We start from the raw sequence: 18371 nt of genomic DNA, 5'->3' as shown, positions 1-18371 counted from the left end.
GCAGAATATTATAGATTTGATTTATGGTACTATTTCAAAAACAGTTCCCTGGTTAAAATCAGTCACTTTCATAGACGCATAAACCCCTAAATATAATTTGGTTTGATTCAGATTCGTTCCCAAATTAACAAAATAGGCTGATTGTTGACCAAAATCATATTCGGTTTGTATCACACTAAAATCATTTTGTTTACCATTTGGTCTTGCAATGGTATAAGCTAAAGCTCCTCTAACCAGAGGTTGGGATTCTTTCCGGGCAAGATCGGTAAACACAACGCTTCCTGTTAAACCAGGAATTCTATTCCCTATATAGGCTTGGACTCCTGTAATTGCAGTTCCTCCAAACTTTTCGGGCCTTTGATCTTTATGAAAATAACTAGTTAAAGGCTGAAGACGGCTCCCTGAAAGGGATATTGCTTCATTGTAATAGGCAATAGTTTTCTCATCCAAAGTCGGACTGTTAGTGCAGCCTCTTATAACCGAAGCAGGAAAAGCACCTTCCCAACCTCGCCAGCCAAAGTTAATAAATCCTTCTATGTCAGATTCAGAATTCATGTAAGAAGCATGAATAAGCTGAGTAACCGGTATTGGTTTATAATGAACGAATGAAAAAATCGACTCGACCAAATCCTGGCCGACATTTCCTGCATATTTAATATACTGATTATAAAACCTTTGAAATGAAATGCCAGGTATATTGCGAACCCCTTTGGCCATTACCGTGAGCGTTTCCTGAATAATTGTGGGAAGTTCATTAAAACGTGTGACAATGGGTGGGTTATTGATGTATGTATCCTTATCTACATCAATTTCAATGATTTTACCGGCAATTTCCAAATTATCCTGGCTTAAATTAAATGGATCATAGCCTGATCCACCATCTCCGGTTGTTAAAACAAGTTTTCCCGTTTCAGGTGAAAAGTTTAAGCTATTGACACCATTATGATTTAAAAAGGGTCTTCGTAAGTTAAGTAATGTCCGTTTTTTTTGAGGTTGACCATTTGATTGTAAAATCCATTCTTCCACTGTATCGATATGATCATATTGAGTTTCTCTATTTATCCACCTTTGGTTTAAGGTTTTGGTATCACACGGGTTAGGATTAATATGTTCAGTAAGAGCACCTGGACCTTGTGTTCCAGCTACTGAATAATGAAGATAGAACAGACCGTTATAATAAAATTCGGGATGAAACGCTAGCCCTAGCAATCCCCGTTCATCATATCCGCCACCAGAAACACCTAGTTTTAGGATTCGCGGGCGAATATCTAAAAAAGTCCTTAAATTTGAGTTTCCTATGTAAAAGATCTCTCCTACCTGGGTTGCAATAAATAATCTTTCAATTGAGTCACCCGGAAGTATAGTTGTTTTTAAAACAGTAGGTAAATTTATCTTACTTACAATGGGCTGTAAACCAACCTTAACTTTTATCAACTGACTTTGCACTCCTTCTGATTGTTTTCTTTTATAAGAATATGATTAGAACTGTCTATTAGTACCAAAATAGGCCGGGAAATCTGAAAAGGCATTGCACCACTTTCCGTACCAGCGTAATTAAATTAAAGGAGTGCGATATTCCATATTTATATGTATCCGTAGATAAGCGTTTAAGGACTTGACTTGGAGCCTCTGTGGGTATGATTGGTCATGAGGCAGAAGCAGGTGTTTCATCAGGAAACCTCGCCTATCATATCCACCCCTCCAAATAAAGTCCTATTATTTTCCTTTCATCGAGAGTAAATGTTAACTAATAAATGATAATATTAAAAATATGACAAGAAGGGAGAAAGGCTTTTTACTATCGTGGTAAAGTGGAACAAAACAAATCATATATGAATAGAACTAAAAAGGTGGTTGTTCAATGAAGAAGAAAAGTCATATTTTTGGTTATATAGGTATTGCAATATTAATCGTCGTTCTTATTTTTGTAAGGTTTAATGATAGAAATGTTTGGGAAGTTAATGCGTCTAATCTCAAAGATTCATTTCAAGTTATTAGTGGCAATGAAGCAGAAATTGCAGACTTAAAAGAATGGACGCAGTTTGAATGGGATACTTTGTACAGCTTTTCACCATATACTCCAAAGTCAACTATTTATAAAACAATAGGGTATAAATGGGATAACATAAATGAGACGTCTAGCGAAGGGATGAACCAAGTTGTATTTATGAATAATGGTAAAGTAGTATGCTATTTTTATGGTTATCCTGAAAACAATAAAATAGGATTTAATTTCGGTAGTTATGAAGGAAACTATATAAAGCTTACAAGTAGAACAAAATTGCCTTTTAAAATGACTACCGATAACGATGTAAGATACTTTGAGTATATAAATGAATAAGCAATTCCTTCTTCAAGTAACGGATGCTTATCTTCAATAAGATCTTCCGCAATCGGGCGCCATCCTGTCAGTAATTGTGTTCTTTCTTTTTGTTTAGGGCGAGATACTTTAATTAAGAGGGTTCGCCCTTTTGTATTCAAGTAAAAGGTCATGCTAATGCTTACTGACATAAACAGGTACATGGCTTAATGGATATTACTCTTAAAATACAAAGGAACTTTAATTTTATAATATGAGAAAATAGTGGTAGCCAAAATGGATTATAGTGTAAAATTACACGAGGCTATACTTGGTTATATCCAGCTAAAAGAAAGTATTTCTATCCTTGTTTAACTAAGGAATGAGCTAAACTATATAATAACTGATCCAATTAAGCTCAAAACATATTTAAAGTGGCTGTCCCAAAATAAAAACGTTTGGGATGACCACTATTTTTTTTAAAATGAATAAGAATCCTCTTTTACTAATTACTTAGCATTTTATTGTTTAATTTATCTTGTTCAACAATTTTCGATAGCTCAAGCAGCACTAGAAAAGGTTCTTGAAAATGTAACCTTGAGTATACCTGTAATCGATTCTATTGCAAGTGTATTTTACCTTAATACATTACACAAAATTATAAAAAAGGACTATTTCGGTGTATTGACAAATGCTTATGATGTAATTATTATAATTACATGTAATTAATTAAATTACAGGTTAATTTATTAATATAGGAGGAGCATAAAATGAAAATTGGAATTATTGGTGCAAGTGGTAAAGCAGGAAGCCTTATTCAAAAGGAAGCTGTTGAAAGAGGACACGAAGTTACTGCCATCGTCAGAGATGCATCTAAAGTACAAAACAAACAGGTTGCAGTAGTAGAAAAAAATATTATTAATTTAAAATCACAAGATGTTGAACAGTTTGATGTGGTAATAAATGCATTTAAAGCTGCTCAAGGACAAGAACAACAGCATATTGAAGCTGGTAAAGTTCTAATCGAAGCATTAAAAGGTGCTCCAAATACAAGATTGATAGTCGTTGGGGGAGCAGGAAGTCTGTTTATGGATGAGGCAAAAACAGTTCGAGTAATGGAAACTCCTGATTTTCCTGAAGCCTACCTTCCAACAGCTACCAACATGGGCAAAAATCTAGAGGAACTAAAAAGTATAAGCGTTATCCAATGGACATACATCAGCCCAGCAGGATTTTTTGATCCTGAAGGTAAACGTACTGGATCTTATCAAAAAGGTGGAGATCAATTAATCTTCAATTCAAAAGGTCAAAGCTATATAAGTTATGCAGATTACGCAATTGCGGTTTTAGATGAAATTGAAAATCCACAGCACATAAACGAACGTTTTACTGTCGTTGGCGAAGCGGAGTAAGAAGTGACGGCGTAAAAACAGTCTTTTTTTATCAAATAGTCTTAAAAGGAGTTTTTTAATATGAATCAAAAGGAACTTGCTCTTATCTATGTGTGGGATGCATACTGTGGCTGGTGTTACGGGTTCTCGAAGAGTATCCGAGCCTTTCATGAGAACCACCCCGAATTACCCCTGACCATATTGTCTGGAGGTTTGTTTGTTGGCGATCGTAAACAGCCAATTGGGGCATTCCCATACATCCCAGAAGCACACAAGCGAATCAGCCAGCTTACCGGTGCAGAGTTTGGAATCCCTTATCAAATGTTGTTGAAAGAAGGTACTTTCGTCATGGACTCCGAAGCGGCGGCTATCGGCTTTTCTGCATTGCGTTTCTTCGCACCAGAACGTGCAGTGCACTTAGCCTCGTCCTTGCAGCGTGCGTTTTATTACGAAGGCAAGAGTCTCAGTGACCCAGCAACTTACCGAGAGATCTCCAATGCTTATAATCTTGACCCAGAGGCAGTTCTGGCACGGATCGAGGACCCGGCTTCCGCCAGAGCTGTCCACGCAGACTTCATCAAGGTTGAGCAGATTGATGTCCATAGCTACCCTACGCTCCTTTTGCAGAAGGGTGACGAATTTATCGGGCTTGGCGGGGGTGTTATGACCACCGAGAAACTAGAGGCTCGCCTGGAAAGTGTCATTTCATGACTTGAATCCTTAGTCCCCTTCCGAATAAAACGTAGAATCGTGGTTGTCTACAATATCGGTATTTTTGGTGGATCGCTGGCCTGTGGTTTTATTTAAGCGCATCAATGCTTATGCACTTCCATGGATAGCGTTTGTACTCATTCTAATATCATTTATTTTCATATGGAATGGATACCGAACTGCCTTTCCAAGAACGAACCCGTAATCGCTCGTATTCTTTTTAACGATAGATTAGATTGGTTTAATGAACATAACCCTTACAAAAGACCTTTGTGGATTGTAGAGTATGGAGGCGAAATTTGTGGTTGGGTAAGTCTTCAATCTTTCTACGGAAGACCTGCTTATAATGCAACTGCTGAAATAAGTATTTATCTTCATGAAGATTTTAGAGGTAAAGGACTTGGGAAAAAGATTTTAAACAAAGTGATAGAGGAATGTCCTAGGTTTGAAATTGATACCTCTTGGATTCATCTTTGGACACAATGAGCCTAGTTTTGGACTGTTTTCAAGTTTTGGTTTTGAGAAGTGGGCTCATTTGCCAGAAGTCGCTAAATTAGATAGAATTAAGAGAGATTTGAATATCCTCAGAAAAAAGATTTCTTAACCTTAAGAATTTTAATTCTTCAACTGACGGGTGCCTTTACGAAATAACAAAAGCCTCATTTCTCACTAGTACCGAGAAATGAGGCTTTTGTTATTTGGATTCTCTTCAACATTGTAAATCCTCATTTTCCTGATGCCTCCCCCATATGAAGGGAGTTGTTTTTAAGTTAGATGTGCAAAATAGCGCATAAATTGACAGTCTGCCGGAGCCAATGAAGGAGAATAATTAAAGACCAAAATAACGTTTTGCGATTTCATGAAATAATTGTTTATCAATCTCTTTTTTCTTCGACTTTCCATCCACACATTCAGTAAAAGAAGTGTCTGTTAATGTCATAGTCCCTTTATCCGTGAATTTGGTAATTAACGGCTTCTTATTAAATTTTGATTCTGGATGTTCAGTGTTGATTTTTTGCACTTCATTTAATTCAGATAAATCCTTTATGACTTTTTTAGAATCAAAAGCATAACCTATTTTCCAATCTGTATCCTTATGCTTTAATTTCATATAAAAAATGGAATCCCCATGTTCACTATCTATATTTTCCACTTTAAATTCACCGTTATTAGATGTTACCGTCTCTCCATTTAATGGAACAAGTTTTAAGGGTGAGCTTCCACCAAATCCAATATCCACTATATAGAAATGCCCGTTATGTTTGATCATATTAGCCACATGGGTTTTTCCCATAGTACTCCATTTTTGACTACTATAGTTGTATCTCATAGCAAGGATTAAATTTGTATTAAAGCCATTTTCAATTAAGAAGAAGTAAAAAATAGAATTTAGTTCATAACAAAGACCGCCTTCGTTTTGTTCTATTATTTTTTTTATCAAATTCTCTCTCGTAATTTCATTTGTCCTATTCTCTACAATACATAAATTTTCAAACGGGATTGCTTTTGCTGCCTTTTCGAGAACAGCATTTAAGTTTTCAAATGTAATTACTTTGTCACATGGGATTCCTAATCTTTTTCGGAATAGTCTATTTAAATTCGTCATTTTAATTCAATCCTTTCTACGATAAATGACTGACCTAGTATACCATTGATATACTGGGTTACGGGAGCTTTTCTACAAAAAGCTATTTGAAGTGATCTATAACAAAACCAGCTAATAGAAGCTCATTCTTATTCCATTTAAGGGCGCGACTCTTGAAAAGAAGGGTCTTTTTTTCTGATTGGATCCCGGATAAGTTTTTTATTAACAACTGGTTAGATATAGAGGGAATATTTAGGGCTTTAAAGAATGAATTAGCTTGAAGAATTGACATTGTAAGGAGTGATGTAAAGGCCTGTTATCACGGTGAAATTGGCTAAAGGAAGAACCATTAAACAAAAACAACAATTTGTTGAAGCAATTACAAATGAAGCAGTTAAATCATTAAATGTAAATAAGGAATGGGTTACAGTAATTTTTGATGAATACGATAGGGAAAACTGGGCTTCAAACGGACAACTACATTCCCTTAAATTTGGTGAGGGATTTGGAAAGATAGGAACAGAAAAATAGTTTCTAATACTTAGATCTTCAACAATCTGGCGCAAGAATTGAAAAAAACGGACTGTTTCAGCAGTCCATTTTTCTTGAACTTTAATCAGTTAAAGTGCAGGTTTCTTGAAAAAGGAAAATGATTGATTAGAAGAAAAAAGATAGCGAGGATAAATAGTACATTATAAATGCAGAGGAGAAAACATTTAAGTTCCATTTTATAGGAGAGTGTACTGGAGGTTCAATAAATCTTGAAGAAGATGAAATTATTGACAGTAACTGGGTGAAGGTGGATGATTTGGTAAACTTTAACGATGATGAACTTCGCAATCCAAGTGTAATAAAACAAATAGCAAATTGTCTTGTTAATAAAAGTTTCCACCCGATTAATGTATTTCATAAACAAATTGAGTAAAATTCCTTGTTTAACAAACGGGCGAAATCCTGTAATAAGGATCAGCGCTTTTTTCATTTTAGGGCCATTTAATGGGGCAACACCTTTAGAGAAAACTGGAAATTCATATTAAAAAATAGATAAGATTGTGAAGGATGTACTTAAACTATCGTGCAGTATTGTTTAATAAAGTTGTTATAATAGAAATGATAATCTTAACAGTAAAAAGGAGAAAAAATGGGGAAAATAAAGGCTTGGGCGAAGAATTTAAAGCGACAAATATTCATTCTTTATTTTGCTTACAAAGATGAAAGAGTACCTTGGTATGCTAAGGTATTTACAGCTTGTGTTGTAGCATATGCGTTCAGTCCTATTGACTTAATACCTGACTTCATACCGATTCTTGGTTATTTAGACGATGTAATTATTGTTCCGTTGGGAATTATGTTTGCATTAAAGATGATACCCAAAAGTGTAATATCTGACTGTGAAGTTAAAGCAGAAGAAATGATGAAAAATGGTAAGCCAAAGAATTGGATAGTTGGTTCACTAATTGTTTTGATTTGGAGCTTAATTATCTTATGGCTTATTGTAAAGGCATATCAGTTATTCAACGAATAGGGTGCGTTAGTTCAACAAGAATTAAGTGACTTTAAGACTGAGGTCAAATTTAGTTGTTCCATTAAAGGGCGCTATCCATTAACTGAACTGCGCTCTTTCTTTATGTATAGGGTAGATAATGGAGGAAACCGAAAGAGTAGAATACTGGATTAGATTATTTGTAAAGTGTTTCACAGGGAGTTGAAGAAGGATAGTAATCCAAGGCACTCTAAAGAGCCCGTTTTTTATATAAAAAACAGGCTCTATTATATTTCGAGAATTAAAAGATAATGGATGAGTTCAGTTTTAAATCTATATTAAATTACATTTTCTTTATCCATGTTTATTCTATTTTTTATGAAATGCATTAATTGCTTTACGTAATCTTCTGGCTGTGTCGTTTGATTTTGCATCCAATGTATCGCAGCTCCATAAAGTGCCCAGCTTAACATCACCGTAAATGCCTCTACCTCAGTTTTGTTTTGGTTAGCCCATTGCTTTTGAGCCCACTTTGAAAAAAAGGCTTGAAGTTCCATTTTAAAAATCGTTTCTATCTGGGGTGTAAATGCCTCGTAACTTCGCTGACATTGGTTGCTGATCGAAGTTAGGAACTTAATGATTGATAAGAAAATAGCTTTAATGGTCTCTTCGTTAATTACCTCATGTGCACCTACTTCTTGAATGACTTCTCTCATAAAACTTTCACTTATAACCTTTTCAAGCAAGTCATATTTGTCAATGAAATGAGAATAAAAGGTTGCACGATTAACCGTTGCAGCAGTTGTTATATCTTTAATGGTGATGTTTTTAAAGTCTTTTTTCATTGATAACTCGATAAATGCATCCATAATGAGCTTACGAGTGCGAAGTATACGTGGGTCGATTTGTTTTTCCATAAAAATTGCTCCTTTTTTTAGACATTTTTATCAATATGTTGTTTAAGCAATATATGTTTTATTTTGTCGGTTGCTTCAAGTTTTCCAACTTGATATATTGATTGTACAACAAATGTTGTTTAAACAAAAGATGTTGGAGTGAAGAAAATGAAAATAACGATTTTTGGTGCAAATGGTCAAATTGGTCATCTTCTTGTGAGTCTTGCACTCCAGGCTGGATATGGTGTTACTGCCTTTACAAGACGACCCAATGCTTTAATGATAGAACATAAAAAACTGCAAATTGTAGTTGGATCTTTAACAGACCGAGAAAAATTAAAAGAGGCAAACGTAGGAAGTGATGCTGTGGTAAGTGCTCTTGGGCCAGCATTGTCAATGAAACGACAAGTTTCTGACCTCCCTATTACAGAAGCACATAAAGCAATTATCTCCGTTATGGAGGAGTGCGGACCGAAAAGGTTGATTACGCTTGCAACACCTACGATCTCTGCAAAGGAAGATGTTAAACAGCTTGTTACTGAGTTACCGAGTAAAATGGCAAAGATATTATATCCCACTGGATTCGCTGAGATGAAAGCAATAGAGAAATTGCTTAAAAATTCTAAGCTTGATTGGACTGTTGTACGGATCATTAATCCAAATGTTAAAACAAATGGGAATGGTTATTCTGTATCGTTTGGTAATACGAAAGGTAAGATGAATGTTTCTCGTTTTAATGTTGCGAAATGTTTGCTTGAAGCTACGATGAAAGACGAATGGATTCATAAAATGCCAATCGTATTTAACAACTAGGTGGGGAAGGGAATGTGCGAATTTGAATTTGGAGTTTATTCATTAGGCGAACGAATACCTGATGCAAATGGCTTTATTTTAAAAATTAAAAAAGAAATAAGAATCTCAAAAGGGGAGAGAAATATGGGGATTTTAACTTATATTTTACAAGGAATTCTTGCCTTAATGTTTTTAATGGCAGGATTCGGGAAAGTAACAGGTTCTAAAATGCATGTTGAAGCTTTTACGCATTGGAGATTGCCACAATGGTTTAGAGTTGTAACTGGGATTGTTGAATTAGCAGGAGCTGTACTTTTAATCGTTGGATTTTGGACTTCAACTTCCGCGATGGCAGGAGCACTTTTACTTGCCATTACATGTGTAGGCGGCATCCTTACACATATTAGGGTAAAGGATTCCTTTAAGGATACTGCTATGATTCTATTCTTAGCTATTCTATCGTTTGTTGTATTTTTTCTTTATTTCTCGTAATAGTTTTATCTTCAACTAACTGGGTGATCTAGGGGATAAAAAATGATTGAAGGGCAAAATATTTGTGCGATATGCGATACATTTTGGAGGAAAAGATTATGAAAATATTAGTTACAGGTGCAACAGGAAAATTAGGTTCAAAAGTCGTGGAGTTGTTATTAAAAACCATACCGGCAGATCAATTAGCAGTTAGTGTTCGCAATCCGGAAAAAGCAGAAGGATTAAGAGCGCACGGGGTCGAAGTCCGGCAAGGTGATTTTGATAAACCGGAAACACTGGATGCTGCTTTTGCTGGAATTGACAAGTTGTTAATTGTATCTTCGTCTGAAGTGCGGCTTGGAGGCGATGAAATAAGAATGAGGCAACACGCCAATGCAGTTGCTGCCGCTAAGCGCGCCAACGTTAAATTTATTGCGTTTACCAGTGCGCCTAAAGCCAGAAATAGCGACTTTTTCCTTGCTCCAGTTTATAAAGCTACGGAAGAGGCTATCGTAAAAACAGGCATTCCTTATTCATTTTTGAGGAATAACTGGTATCTGGAAAATGAAATTGGAAGTATTCAAGCAGCTATGGCTGGTGCTCCCTGGATAACGGCGACCGGAGATGGAAAAGTAGGTTGGGCGCTCAGGCAAGATTTGGCGGAGGCAACTGCCAACGTACTGACTGGAAACGGACATGAGAACACGATTTACGAACTTTCCGGTGAACTTATGACACATAAAGATTTATTCTCTACCCTTGAAACTATATTAGGAAAAGAGATTTCTTTTCAACAGGTGGATGATGACACATATGCCGAGATTATGAAAGGTGCGGGAGTTCCTGAAGCCTTCCTTCCTATGCTTATTAACACACAAAAGGGCATTCGTGAGGGTGGATTAGAGGTTGAAAGTAACGATTTGGAAAAACTGCTTGGTCGCCCTGCCGTTCCGATGAAAGAGGCTTTAACCCAAATTGTTAGCCAAATCTCCCACGCAGCCAATTAAGTTATTACAACACTTAGAAGTAGTATGGTTTGTTATTTTTCATGAAGCTTAGGAATTATGATAATGAAGTTAATTCAAAACAATTCGTTTTTTTAGACCATGGAGGAAGAAATCCTGACAAATGAAAAATAAAATATTGGAATTATCTTAGGAAGCACTCGTCAGGGTCGAGTTAGTGCCTGAAGTTGGAGAATGGGTAAAAGGAATTGCTGACAAACGTGGAGATGCAAATTATGAAATTGTCGATATAGCTGATTACAATTTGCCGTTTTTCGGCACAACCGATGGAACAGAATCTGGAATAGCAGCCTGGAGTGCAAAGGTTGCCAGCTTGGATGGATTCGTATTTATTGTTCAGGAATACAATCACAGTATTATTGGAGCATTAAAAAATGCACTTGATATTGCCAATCGTGAAGCTTGGAATAACAAAGCCACAGGATGGGGGAACTGGTGGTGCTCGTGCAGCTGAACATTTACGAGGAATTTGTGGAGAATTATTCATTGCAGATGTGAAGACTCACCCAACATTATCTTTATTTACAGATTTTGAAAACTTTACAACATTTAAACCAGCTGAATTACATCTTCCTAATGTCAATTTGATGCTTGACCAAGTTATTTCCTTAGTCGTTAATAAAAAGGGGTACCCAAGAGAAATCTTATTCATTGGGTACCCCTTAATCTTTACTTAAAACACTTTCGTAGTCCAATCCTCACAATTCCAAACGTCGGTCGCAATTTCACGATAGAAATCAGGTTCGTGGGATACCATCAAGATACTTCCGCGATATGCCTTTAAAGCACGCTTCAATTCTTCTTTTGCGTCCACATCCAAGTGATTGGTAGGTTCGTCTAGAATTAATAAATTCGTTTCTGTGTTTAAAATTTTACACAATCGAACTTTGGCTTTTTCACCACCAGAAAGGACTTCGATTTTACTTTCAATATGTTTCGTCGTTAATCCACATTTTGAAAGAGCAGCACGAACTTCAGCCTGATTCATACTTGGGAACTCGCTCCAAATCTCTTCTATACAAGTGTTGTAGTTGGACTGTTTAACTTCCTGCTCAAAGTAACCGATGTATTGATACTCACCACGTTCTACTTTACCCGAAATTGGATTAATCAACCCAAGAATACTTTTTAAAAGAGTAGACTTACCAATACCGTTTGCACCAACGAATGCAATTTTTTGTCCGCGTTCCATTTTCAAATTCAGAGGCCGCGAAAGTGGTTCATTGTAACCAATAACAAGATCTTCAGCCGTGAAAATCCAACGGCTAGCTGCACGAGCTTCTTTGAAATTAAACTCTGGTTTTGGCTTCTCTTTCCCCAATTCAATAACTTCCATTTTGTCGAGCTTCTTCTGACGAGACATTGCCATATTACGAGTCGCCACACTTGCCTTGTTACGAGCAACGAAATCTTTCAAATCAGCAATTTCTTGTTGTTGACGCTTGTAAGCAGACTCTAGCTGTTGCTTCTTCATTCCATGAATTTTTAAGAAGTTATCATAGTCACCAACATAGCGATTCAACTCTTGATTTTCCATGTGATAGATCAAGTTAACAACATTGTTCAAAAATGGAATATCATGTGAAATCACGATAAATGCGTTCTCATATTCCTGTAAATAGCGCTTCAACCATTCGATATGCTGTTCATCCAAATAGTTCGTAGGCTCGTCTAGTAATAGGATTTCAGGCTTTTCTAGCAAAAGCTTAGCTAGCAAAACTTTCGTACGTTGCCCACCGCTAAGATCATCTACATCTCGATCGAGTCCAACATCGTCTAATCCTAGACCACGAGCAACTTCCTCAACTTTTGAATTAATTTGATAGAAATCATTACTATCTAAAGTTTCTTGTAGTTCTCCAACTTCTGCAAGTAATGCGTCGATATCAGCACCTTCATCACCCATTTTTGCATAAAGTTCATTGATTTCTGATTCTGTATCAAAAAGATATTGAAAAGCAGTACTCAAAGCATCACGCATCGTAGTACCTTTTTGAAGTACAGCATGCTGATCTAAATACCCAACACGAACCTTTCGTGACCATTCAACTTTCCCTTCATCGGGTTGCAGTTTCCCAGTAACAATATTCATGAAAGTAGACTTACCCTCACCATTTGCCCCAACTAGTCCAACGTGTTCTCCTTTTAAAAGTCGAAAAGACACATTATTAAAAATCGCACGATCACCGAAACCGTGGCTTAAATTTTGTACGTTTAATACGCTCATTTTTTTAACCCCTTATCTAAAGTCACATGAGGATATCTTACTAGATTTTAGCTTTTTTTTCTATCTTGAATTTATTTCTTGTGAAAAATGTAATTCGATTTTTGGGCTAAATTGAAGTCTGCCCCTTCTTGATTCAATAAGATTATAAAATTATATTATTTGGACGTATAACAATTTGGTAAGAGTCTATTATAAAACCGAACCTGGAGGAAAGATATGAGTTATTCCCATGTGGTAATAACTGTAGAAAAATGTAAGAATTGGTTGAGTTCTAAACTAAAATTTTCAAAACAGTGTAAACTCATCCAAACTCTAGTTGTTGCCACATATCCTCTACACATGTAGAGTGCGGGAAACATTTTGTAAATAACCTATATCAAAAACATAACAAATAATCATAAGTAAAATTTCAGCTTCAAATTAAGATAATTATCTTCTTGGTTTGCAGACTTTAGTTATTTAAAAGTACTAACAATAAAAAATGCAGTCCCAACCTTCGTTTGCAATGCTCCTGGTGGTGGCGGAAAAATTGCATTACAACCAAATTACCTTATTTCACAAAGTGCGGATAAAGTGGTATTACGGAATTTTGAAGGTGTGATAACGTACTACCCAAACCCTCAAAACTATATACCCGGCACAGCGGAAGGCTATTTTAAAGGTGTACCCCGATTATGAAAAGTACCAATCCAAAGTTGGTATATCCGCAATAATGAATGACTGTAAATTCACCCTCATTTGCTAATAACTTTTTTTACATCCTCAACAATCGGGCCAGATTGTGGAATAACAAGTGGAGAGAGAATTATTAATTGCGAAGAATTTCACTTAAACTAACGAACAGGTTAGCTTTAGAAGGAAATCGAATATTTTTAGCGAATTGATAATAAAAAACTCGATAAGAAGAGGTATTTCAATGGCAATAAGAAGAATGGGGAACTTTTTTGTAGACATTGAAAAAGGAAAAAAATATCTGGGGATAGATTCAGATAATATAAAAGGGTGTATCGAAGAATACAACACTGGTAATTACGAAGGTATTTTTGGAAATTACGGTTTTGGCTTTAAGGAAGATAACTTTGATTTTCTACATGAACTTACCAATGTAAAATCAATCTGGTTTTGGGAAGTTAATTTAAAAAATACAGAAGGTATTTATACTCTTGATTCCTTGGGGAGTTTTGGATTGCATGGGAAAAGAAATGGTATAAACTTTGCCAAATTTCCAAATTTAAAAGTTTTATCAACCGATTGGATTTCTAGTGATGAAAACTTAGAAAATTGCTTAAATATCCATGGCTTTTATCTATGGCATCACAAACCTAAAGAGAAGAATTTTGAAAAATACCACTTCCCACCATGTTCAAACGAAATCCAATTGAACTGGTCCAATGTAAGTGATTTAAATACTTTGAATGGACTAAAAGGAATCAAGAGATTTGAGATACACAGGTCACGAAATTTAGTCTCTTTAAAAGGTCTTGAAAAATATCAAGATACTTTAGAAGAAGTCATTGTAGATACATGTGGCAGGTTATCGGATTATAAATTTTTGGGAAAATTCCCTAAACTGAAATTTGTGAGTATTAATGGCAATGTTGTAATTAATAAAAATGATTGACGTTCTTCAACTACCATGAAAATAAACTTCTGTAACTTTGGGGAAAAGGGCACACTAAAGAAGACGCAGCTTATTCATTTTAAAAAAAGGGGAGAGCGCCTAAATAATTGGTTTTATTGAAGATAAGTTGACTGGATTAAGATGCTTCAGGTTCTTTTAATGTAACTGTGTATCCTAAACTTTCAAGTCTTCGTAGGGAATGCCGAACAATTGATTGCTCTTTCTGCTTATCAAAGTAGTCTTCGCCTAAGTCTACATACATTTCTTTTCGAGTTAAGAGATAATAAGAGATGCGTAACATGGCATGAGCGACTACAATTCCTGCTCGTTTCTTACCTTTTCGTGATGCTGTACGTCTATACAGTGCACCGAGATAGTTTTTAGATCCTCTTACAGAATGAGCTGCTTCAGTTAATGCTGATCTCAAATACTTGTTTCCTTTTTTGGTTTTAGCTGATTTCCTTTTTCCCGCACTTTCGTTATGTCCAGGAACTAGTCCTGCCCAAGAACACATATGAGCTACGCTTGGAAACTGTTTCTTAATATCAGTTCCGATTTCAGATAAGATCTGCTCAGCCATTCTTGTAGCTATGCCAGGAATAGAATCTAGTCGTTCTATATCTTCTTGGTATTTGCTTACTCTTTGTGCTACTTCTTCGTCTAGCATCTCAATTTGCTCAGTCAAAAAATCAATGTGTTTAAGAATGCTTTTTAACATAAGACGTTGATGTGGATTGATATACCCTTTAAGAGCGAGCTCAAGCTCTTCTTTCTTCTTTTTCATTGTACGTCGAGCAAAGTTTGCTAGTTTTTCAGGATTTTCTTCACCTTCGGCAATAGCGTTAAGCATATCCCGAGCTGAAACGCCCATGACGTCTGAAACAACAGACCCTAGCTTAATGTTTGCTCCTTCTAATACCTTTTGGATTCGATTATGTTGTCTAGCACGCTCTTCAATGATACTCCGCCGATAGCGAACAAGTTCACGCAATTCCCTTTGATTACGGTCTGGAATGAAACTAGCTTTGAGTAGACCATGACGAAGAAGTTTAGCGATCCATTCTGCATCCTTAACATCTGTTTTACGTCCTGGGACTGCTTTCATATGTTGGGCATTCACAACTAGAAACTCAATATCTTCAGCCTCTAGTAAATTCACAATAGGTTTCCAGTACACACTCGTACTCTCCATGGCAACATGGGTACATCTATGTTGTTTAATCCAGTCAACCAACTGTATTAGAAAAACAGTTTTAGTTGAAAACGTTTGAATCTCCTTTCCTTCTGGTGTCATAATACATGCAGTAATATTGTCCTTATGAACATCCATACCACATGCCCGTTCAATGACTACATCCATTGAAAACAACCTTTCTACGACTTTCATTATTGGAGGCTGGTGCAGCAACCAGAATAGGATTAATCTACCATGTGTGCTTCCTGTAAGGGAGCGACAGTCAGTGGTGCACCGTGGTCGTTGGAGTCAGACTAACGGATGGGCTCTAACGCACCATAGTTCATCGACCTTCCTCCCCCAGCCGTAGAATCAGTATTGACGGTTTTTTACCATTTTCATTCTCTGTGGTGAAGCGCTGATTTTGCGCTTCATGGATGGCTAACGGGCGCAAAAATTGCGTAACTAGAGGCTGTTAATAAGCAGCCCTTTTTTCTTGGTCTTTAATAAGTTGAAGGACAGTTTAGTTGAAGGTGAAAGAACACCCTAATGCACATTTAACTTCTATTGCGAGTACAATAAAAAATATTATTTAGGCAACCCTATCAATATAAAAATATGGGAGTGGTTGCGATGAATAAAGTAGTGCTAATGTTAATCATGGTATTTTTCTTAACTGCTGGTAATACTTCGGCTGCTAAAGTTACAGCAGTAGGAGGAGGGAGATATGAAGTGAAGGACCAAGCTACAAAGATGTTTATATATGACACAATGCAGGTATGGATGCGTCATAGCTTAGACGATTATTATCATAATAAATATCATGCAGACTCCATAAGTTGGGGAGAGCTAAAACCAGAAGGAATTCATGTTTGGATAAAGCAGTTTGAGCCTACTGAAAACATCAGCACGTATACCCATCTTATAAAAATCTCTTTACAATATGATAAATTAATTATCAATGACAAGAAAGAAATTAAAACAAAGGATACATTTACTTATGCAGTTAACGCAGATTTACTTTCACTTTGTCCTGAATCAGGTAAATCTGAAAAGGAATTTAAATTAATCAATTCTTATCATAAAGTGCGACCATAGCTGGTTGCGCTTTTATTTGTTAATGTTATAGACAAAAGTTAATGATTAATATGAAAAGATTGAGTAATAAATGGCACCTTGTTCAGCTAATGGGCGCGATTATCGAAAGATGATCGCGTTTATTTCATGTTTAGAGTCAGATTTTTTAACAATACGATTTAGAAAAACTGGTAAGGGTGTAGGTGTTGTGAAGGTTTTCAGCAGTTTAGTAAAACAAAAAGGTATGGTAAAATAAATTTACAAAAAATTCTAAAAGGGAGATAAACCATGGATACTTTTATAATTAAAGAACTTCAATCACAAAATGAAATGCTTGAAGCATTTCCAGTAATGAAACAGTTACGTACTCACCTTGATGAAAATACATATCTTGAATTAGTAATAGAAGCTCAAGAAAAAGATAGATATAAAATGTTTGCTTTATTTGATGGTGATGAAATTGTTGCGGTGACTGGTTTTAAGCCAATGATAACACTTTATTATGGGAGATTTGTTTGGGTATGTGATTTAGTTACAGATAATAATAAGCGTTCTAAAGGATACGGTGAAAAACTACTTACATATGTTCATAAATGGGCAAAAGAAAATAATTATGAAAATATAGCCTTATCATCGGGATTACAGCGTAAAGACGCACATCGTTTTTATGAAGATAAGATGAAATATGACAAAGTAAGTTATGTATTTAAGAGGTCTTTAAAATAGGTGCTTTTTTATAACGGGTCAAGTTAGTTTATAAGGAAATCTCCTGTCTAAATGTATAATGATAATAAAAGGGGGGATTTTATTTGGAAGGAATTCCGATGAAACTGGAAATATTACTAGATGAAGAAATTGATGAACAGGAGTTTGTTGATATAATTAATCGCTATTACAAGCAAGAATGCTACATTTATGCGGTTATTCCTGAATATGAAGAAGAACTTCTAAATGAGCTTTCTAATGATTTTATTGAATTTAATAAATTCCCGTTACCACGAGGTTTTCCAAGGGAAATGGGGCATTTAGGATATATTAAAGACAATCAAAAAAAATATGTTTACGAATTTTATTTAAGGTCTACCACAATGGATTATTTGGTATTTTCCGAAACTGATGTATCAGAACAATTAGGTACATTAACCAAGAAGAGTGTTGATATATACAAAATATTTGAATCTAATAGGATTCCTCATATAACCATTGGTCCCGATGGTCAATGGCTAAATGTCCTTAAGTATTGATATTAAAACCTAGTTCAACTAACAGTGGCGTTAGTTAGTTGAACTAGAATCTAAGTTATTCAATTAAAGGGCGCGATTGTTGAAAAGAAAGACTATTTCTTATGCAAGAATTAGGTAACCACTACTACATCATTCACTATTCAAAGCCACGTTGATTGTGGAAACAATGCACCCTAGAAAAAATAAAAGTCAGAAAAATTTAAAAGCGTCAAACACTTGGAAACAAGAGTTTGGCGCTTTTTCAATTTTGTTGACCCAGACTACGATCAGGTGAAAATCAACATTTATCGCACATTTTAATTTTGACTCTGTAGGTTTTAGTAGTTTTTTGTAGGTCTCATTTTAAACTAAGAATATTCACAAAAGTAAAGGCGA

At 35.7% G+C, this 18371-nt stretch carries 17 protein-coding genes and 3 pseudogenes; 15 read left to right on the top strand and 5 right to left on the bottom strand.

Going from position 1 to position 18371, the window contains the following annotated elements; all coding sequences use genetic code 11:
- Positions 1–21: 21 nt before the first annotated feature.
- Positions 22–1434: a PQQ-dependent sugar dehydrogenase gene (locus B1NLA3E_RS14080; RefSeq protein WP_015594507.1), complete on the bottom strand. Its 1413-nt coding sequence runs from the start codon at positions 1432–1434 to the stop codon at positions 22–24.
- A gap of 427 nt (positions 1435–1861) precedes the next feature.
- Here B1NLA3E_RS14080 and B1NLA3E_RS14075 point away from each other — a divergent pair, with 427 nt between their 5' ends.
- The 4 genes and pseudogenes from B1NLA3E_RS14075 to B1NLA3E_RS14060 all read left to right on the top strand — a co-directional run bounded on the left by B1NLA3E_RS14075 (position 1862) and on the right by B1NLA3E_RS14060 (position 5005).
- Positions 1862–2341 carry a hypothetical protein gene (locus tag B1NLA3E_RS14075; RefSeq protein WP_015594506.1) on the top strand — a complete coding sequence of 160 codons (480 nt, stop codon included), beginning with the start codon at positions 1862–1864 and terminating at the stop codon, positions 2339–2341.
- A gap of 728 nt (positions 2342–3069) precedes the next feature.
- Entirely contained in the window at positions 3070–3711 is a 642-nt protein-coding gene (locus tag B1NLA3E_RS14070) for an NAD(P)-dependent oxidoreductase (RefSeq protein WP_015594505.1), read from the top strand.
- A 60-nt stretch (positions 3712–3771) separates the two neighbouring features.
- Positions 3772–4401, top strand: a complete 630-nt coding sequence (locus B1NLA3E_RS14065; RefSeq protein WP_015594504.1) for a DsbA family protein — start codon at positions 3772–3774, stop codon at positions 4399–4401.
- A gap of 162 nt (positions 4402–4563) precedes the next feature.
- Positions 4564–5005: pseudogene (locus B1NLA3E_RS14060) on the top strand (GNAT family N-acetyltransferase).
- Between the two features lie 225 nt (positions 5006–5230).
- Here the strand turns inward: B1NLA3E_RS14060 and B1NLA3E_RS14055 are convergent.
- Positions 5231–6007 carry an arylamine N-acetyltransferase family protein gene (locus B1NLA3E_RS14055; RefSeq protein ID WP_015594502.1) on the bottom strand — a complete coding sequence of 259 codons (777 nt, stop codon included), beginning with the start codon at positions 6005–6007 and terminating at the stop codon, positions 5231–5233.
- A gap of 303 nt (positions 6008–6310) precedes the next feature.
- Here B1NLA3E_RS14055 and B1NLA3E_RS14050 point away from each other — a divergent pair, with 303 nt between their 5' ends.
- Both B1NLA3E_RS14050 and B1NLA3E_RS14040 read left to right on the top strand, forming a co-directional pair.
- Positions 6311–6517: a tautomerase family protein gene (locus B1NLA3E_RS14050; RefSeq protein WP_015594500.1), complete on the top strand. Its 207-nt coding sequence runs from the start codon at positions 6311–6313 to the stop codon at positions 6515–6517.
- Between the two features lie 610 nt (positions 6518–7127).
- Positions 7128–7511 carry a YkvA family protein gene (locus tag B1NLA3E_RS14040; protein ID WP_015594498.1) on the top strand — a complete coding sequence of 128 codons (384 nt, stop codon included), beginning with the start codon at positions 7128–7130 and terminating at the stop codon, positions 7509–7511.
- A gap of 296 nt (positions 7512–7807) precedes the next feature.
- Here the strand turns inward: B1NLA3E_RS14040 and B1NLA3E_RS14035 are convergent, their stop codons facing one another.
- Positions 7808–8386: a TetR/AcrR family transcriptional regulator gene (locus B1NLA3E_RS14035; protein ID WP_015594497.1), complete on the bottom strand. Its 579-nt coding sequence runs from the start codon at positions 8384–8386 to the stop codon at positions 7808–7810.
- Between the two features lie 147 nt (positions 8387–8533).
- Between B1NLA3E_RS14035 and B1NLA3E_RS14030 the strand changes: the two genes are divergently transcribed.
- The 4 genes and pseudogenes from B1NLA3E_RS14030 to B1NLA3E_RS14015 all read left to right on the top strand — a co-directional run bounded on the left by B1NLA3E_RS14030 (position 8534) and on the right by B1NLA3E_RS14015 (position 11330).
- Positions 8534–9178 (top strand): NAD(P)H-binding protein, encoded by a 645-nt coding sequence (locus B1NLA3E_RS14030; protein WP_015594496.1) that lies wholly within the window; start codon positions 8534–8536, stop codon positions 9176–9178.
- 12 nt (positions 9179–9190) lie between these two features.
- Positions 9191–9649, top strand: a complete 459-nt coding sequence (locus B1NLA3E_RS14025) for a DoxX family protein (RefSeq protein ID WP_236619579.1) — start codon at positions 9191–9193, stop codon at positions 9647–9649.
- Between the two features lie 98 nt (positions 9650–9747).
- Positions 9748–10635 carry an SDR family oxidoreductase gene (locus B1NLA3E_RS14020; protein WP_041580546.1) on the top strand — a complete coding sequence of 296 codons (888 nt, stop codon included), beginning with the start codon at positions 9748–9750 and terminating at the stop codon, positions 10633–10635.
- A 135-nt stretch (positions 10636–10770) separates the two neighbouring features.
- Positions 10771–11330: pseudogene (locus B1NLA3E_RS14015) on the top strand (NADPH-dependent FMN reductase).
- Here B1NLA3E_RS14015 and B1NLA3E_RS14010 read toward each other — a convergent pair.
- On the bottom strand, positions 11327–12880 hold the full coding sequence (locus B1NLA3E_RS14010; RefSeq protein ID WP_015594492.1) for an ABC-F family ATP-binding cassette domain-containing protein: 1554 nt from the start codon (positions 12878–12880) through the stop codon (positions 11327–11329). The pseudogene B1NLA3E_RS14015 and the gene B1NLA3E_RS14010 overlap by 4 nt on opposite strands.
- Positions 12881–13363: 483 nt before the next feature.
- On the opposite strand from B1NLA3E_RS14010, the pseudogene B1NLA3E_RS24080 reads away from it, so the two are divergent.
- Positions 13364–13619, top strand: a pseudogene (locus B1NLA3E_RS24080) (lysine 2,3-aminomutase); the annotation flags it as partial.
- 177 nt (positions 13620–13796) lie between these two features.
- On the top strand, positions 13797–14501 hold the full coding sequence (locus B1NLA3E_RS14005) for a hypothetical protein (RefSeq protein ID WP_015594491.1): 705 nt from the start codon (positions 13797–13799) through the stop codon (positions 14499–14501).
- Between the two features lie 136 nt (positions 14502–14637).
- On the opposite strand, the gene B1NLA3E_RS14000 is transcribed toward B1NLA3E_RS14005, so the two are convergent.
- Positions 14638–15861 carry an IS110 family transposase gene (locus B1NLA3E_RS14000; protein WP_041580545.1) on the bottom strand — a complete coding sequence of 408 codons (1224 nt, stop codon included), beginning with the start codon at positions 15859–15861 and terminating at the stop codon, positions 14638–14640.
- Positions 15862–16308: 447 nt separating this feature from the next.
- Here B1NLA3E_RS14000 and B1NLA3E_RS13995 point away from each other — a divergent pair, with 447 nt between their 5' ends.
- The 3 genes from B1NLA3E_RS13995 to B1NLA3E_RS13985 all read left to right on the top strand — a co-directional run bounded on the left by B1NLA3E_RS13995 (position 16309) and on the right by B1NLA3E_RS13985 (position 17996).
- Positions 16309–16773 carry a hypothetical protein gene (locus tag B1NLA3E_RS13995; protein ID WP_015594489.1) on the top strand — a complete coding sequence of 155 codons (465 nt, stop codon included), beginning with the start codon at positions 16309–16311 and terminating at the stop codon, positions 16771–16773.
- 267 nt (positions 16774–17040) lie between these two features.
- A complete protein-coding gene (locus tag B1NLA3E_RS13990; protein ID WP_015594488.1) occupies positions 17041–17478 on the top strand; it encodes a GNAT family N-acetyltransferase in 438 nt (145 codons plus the stop codon).
- 83 nt (positions 17479–17561) lie between these two features.
- A complete protein-coding gene (locus B1NLA3E_RS13985; RefSeq protein ID WP_015594487.1) occupies positions 17562–17996 on the top strand; it encodes a hypothetical protein in 435 nt (144 codons plus the stop codon).
- The last annotated feature ends 375 nt before the right edge of the window (positions 17997–18371 follow it).

Origin of the sequence: Bacillus sp. 1NLA3E (assembly GCF_000242895.2) — a bacterium.
Taxonomy (GTDB): domain Bacteria; phylum Bacillota; class Bacilli; order Bacillales; family Cytobacillaceae; genus Bacillus_BU.
The sequence above is the reverse complement of the archived record's forward strand: the minus strand, read 5'-3'. Positions and strand labels throughout refer to the sequence as shown.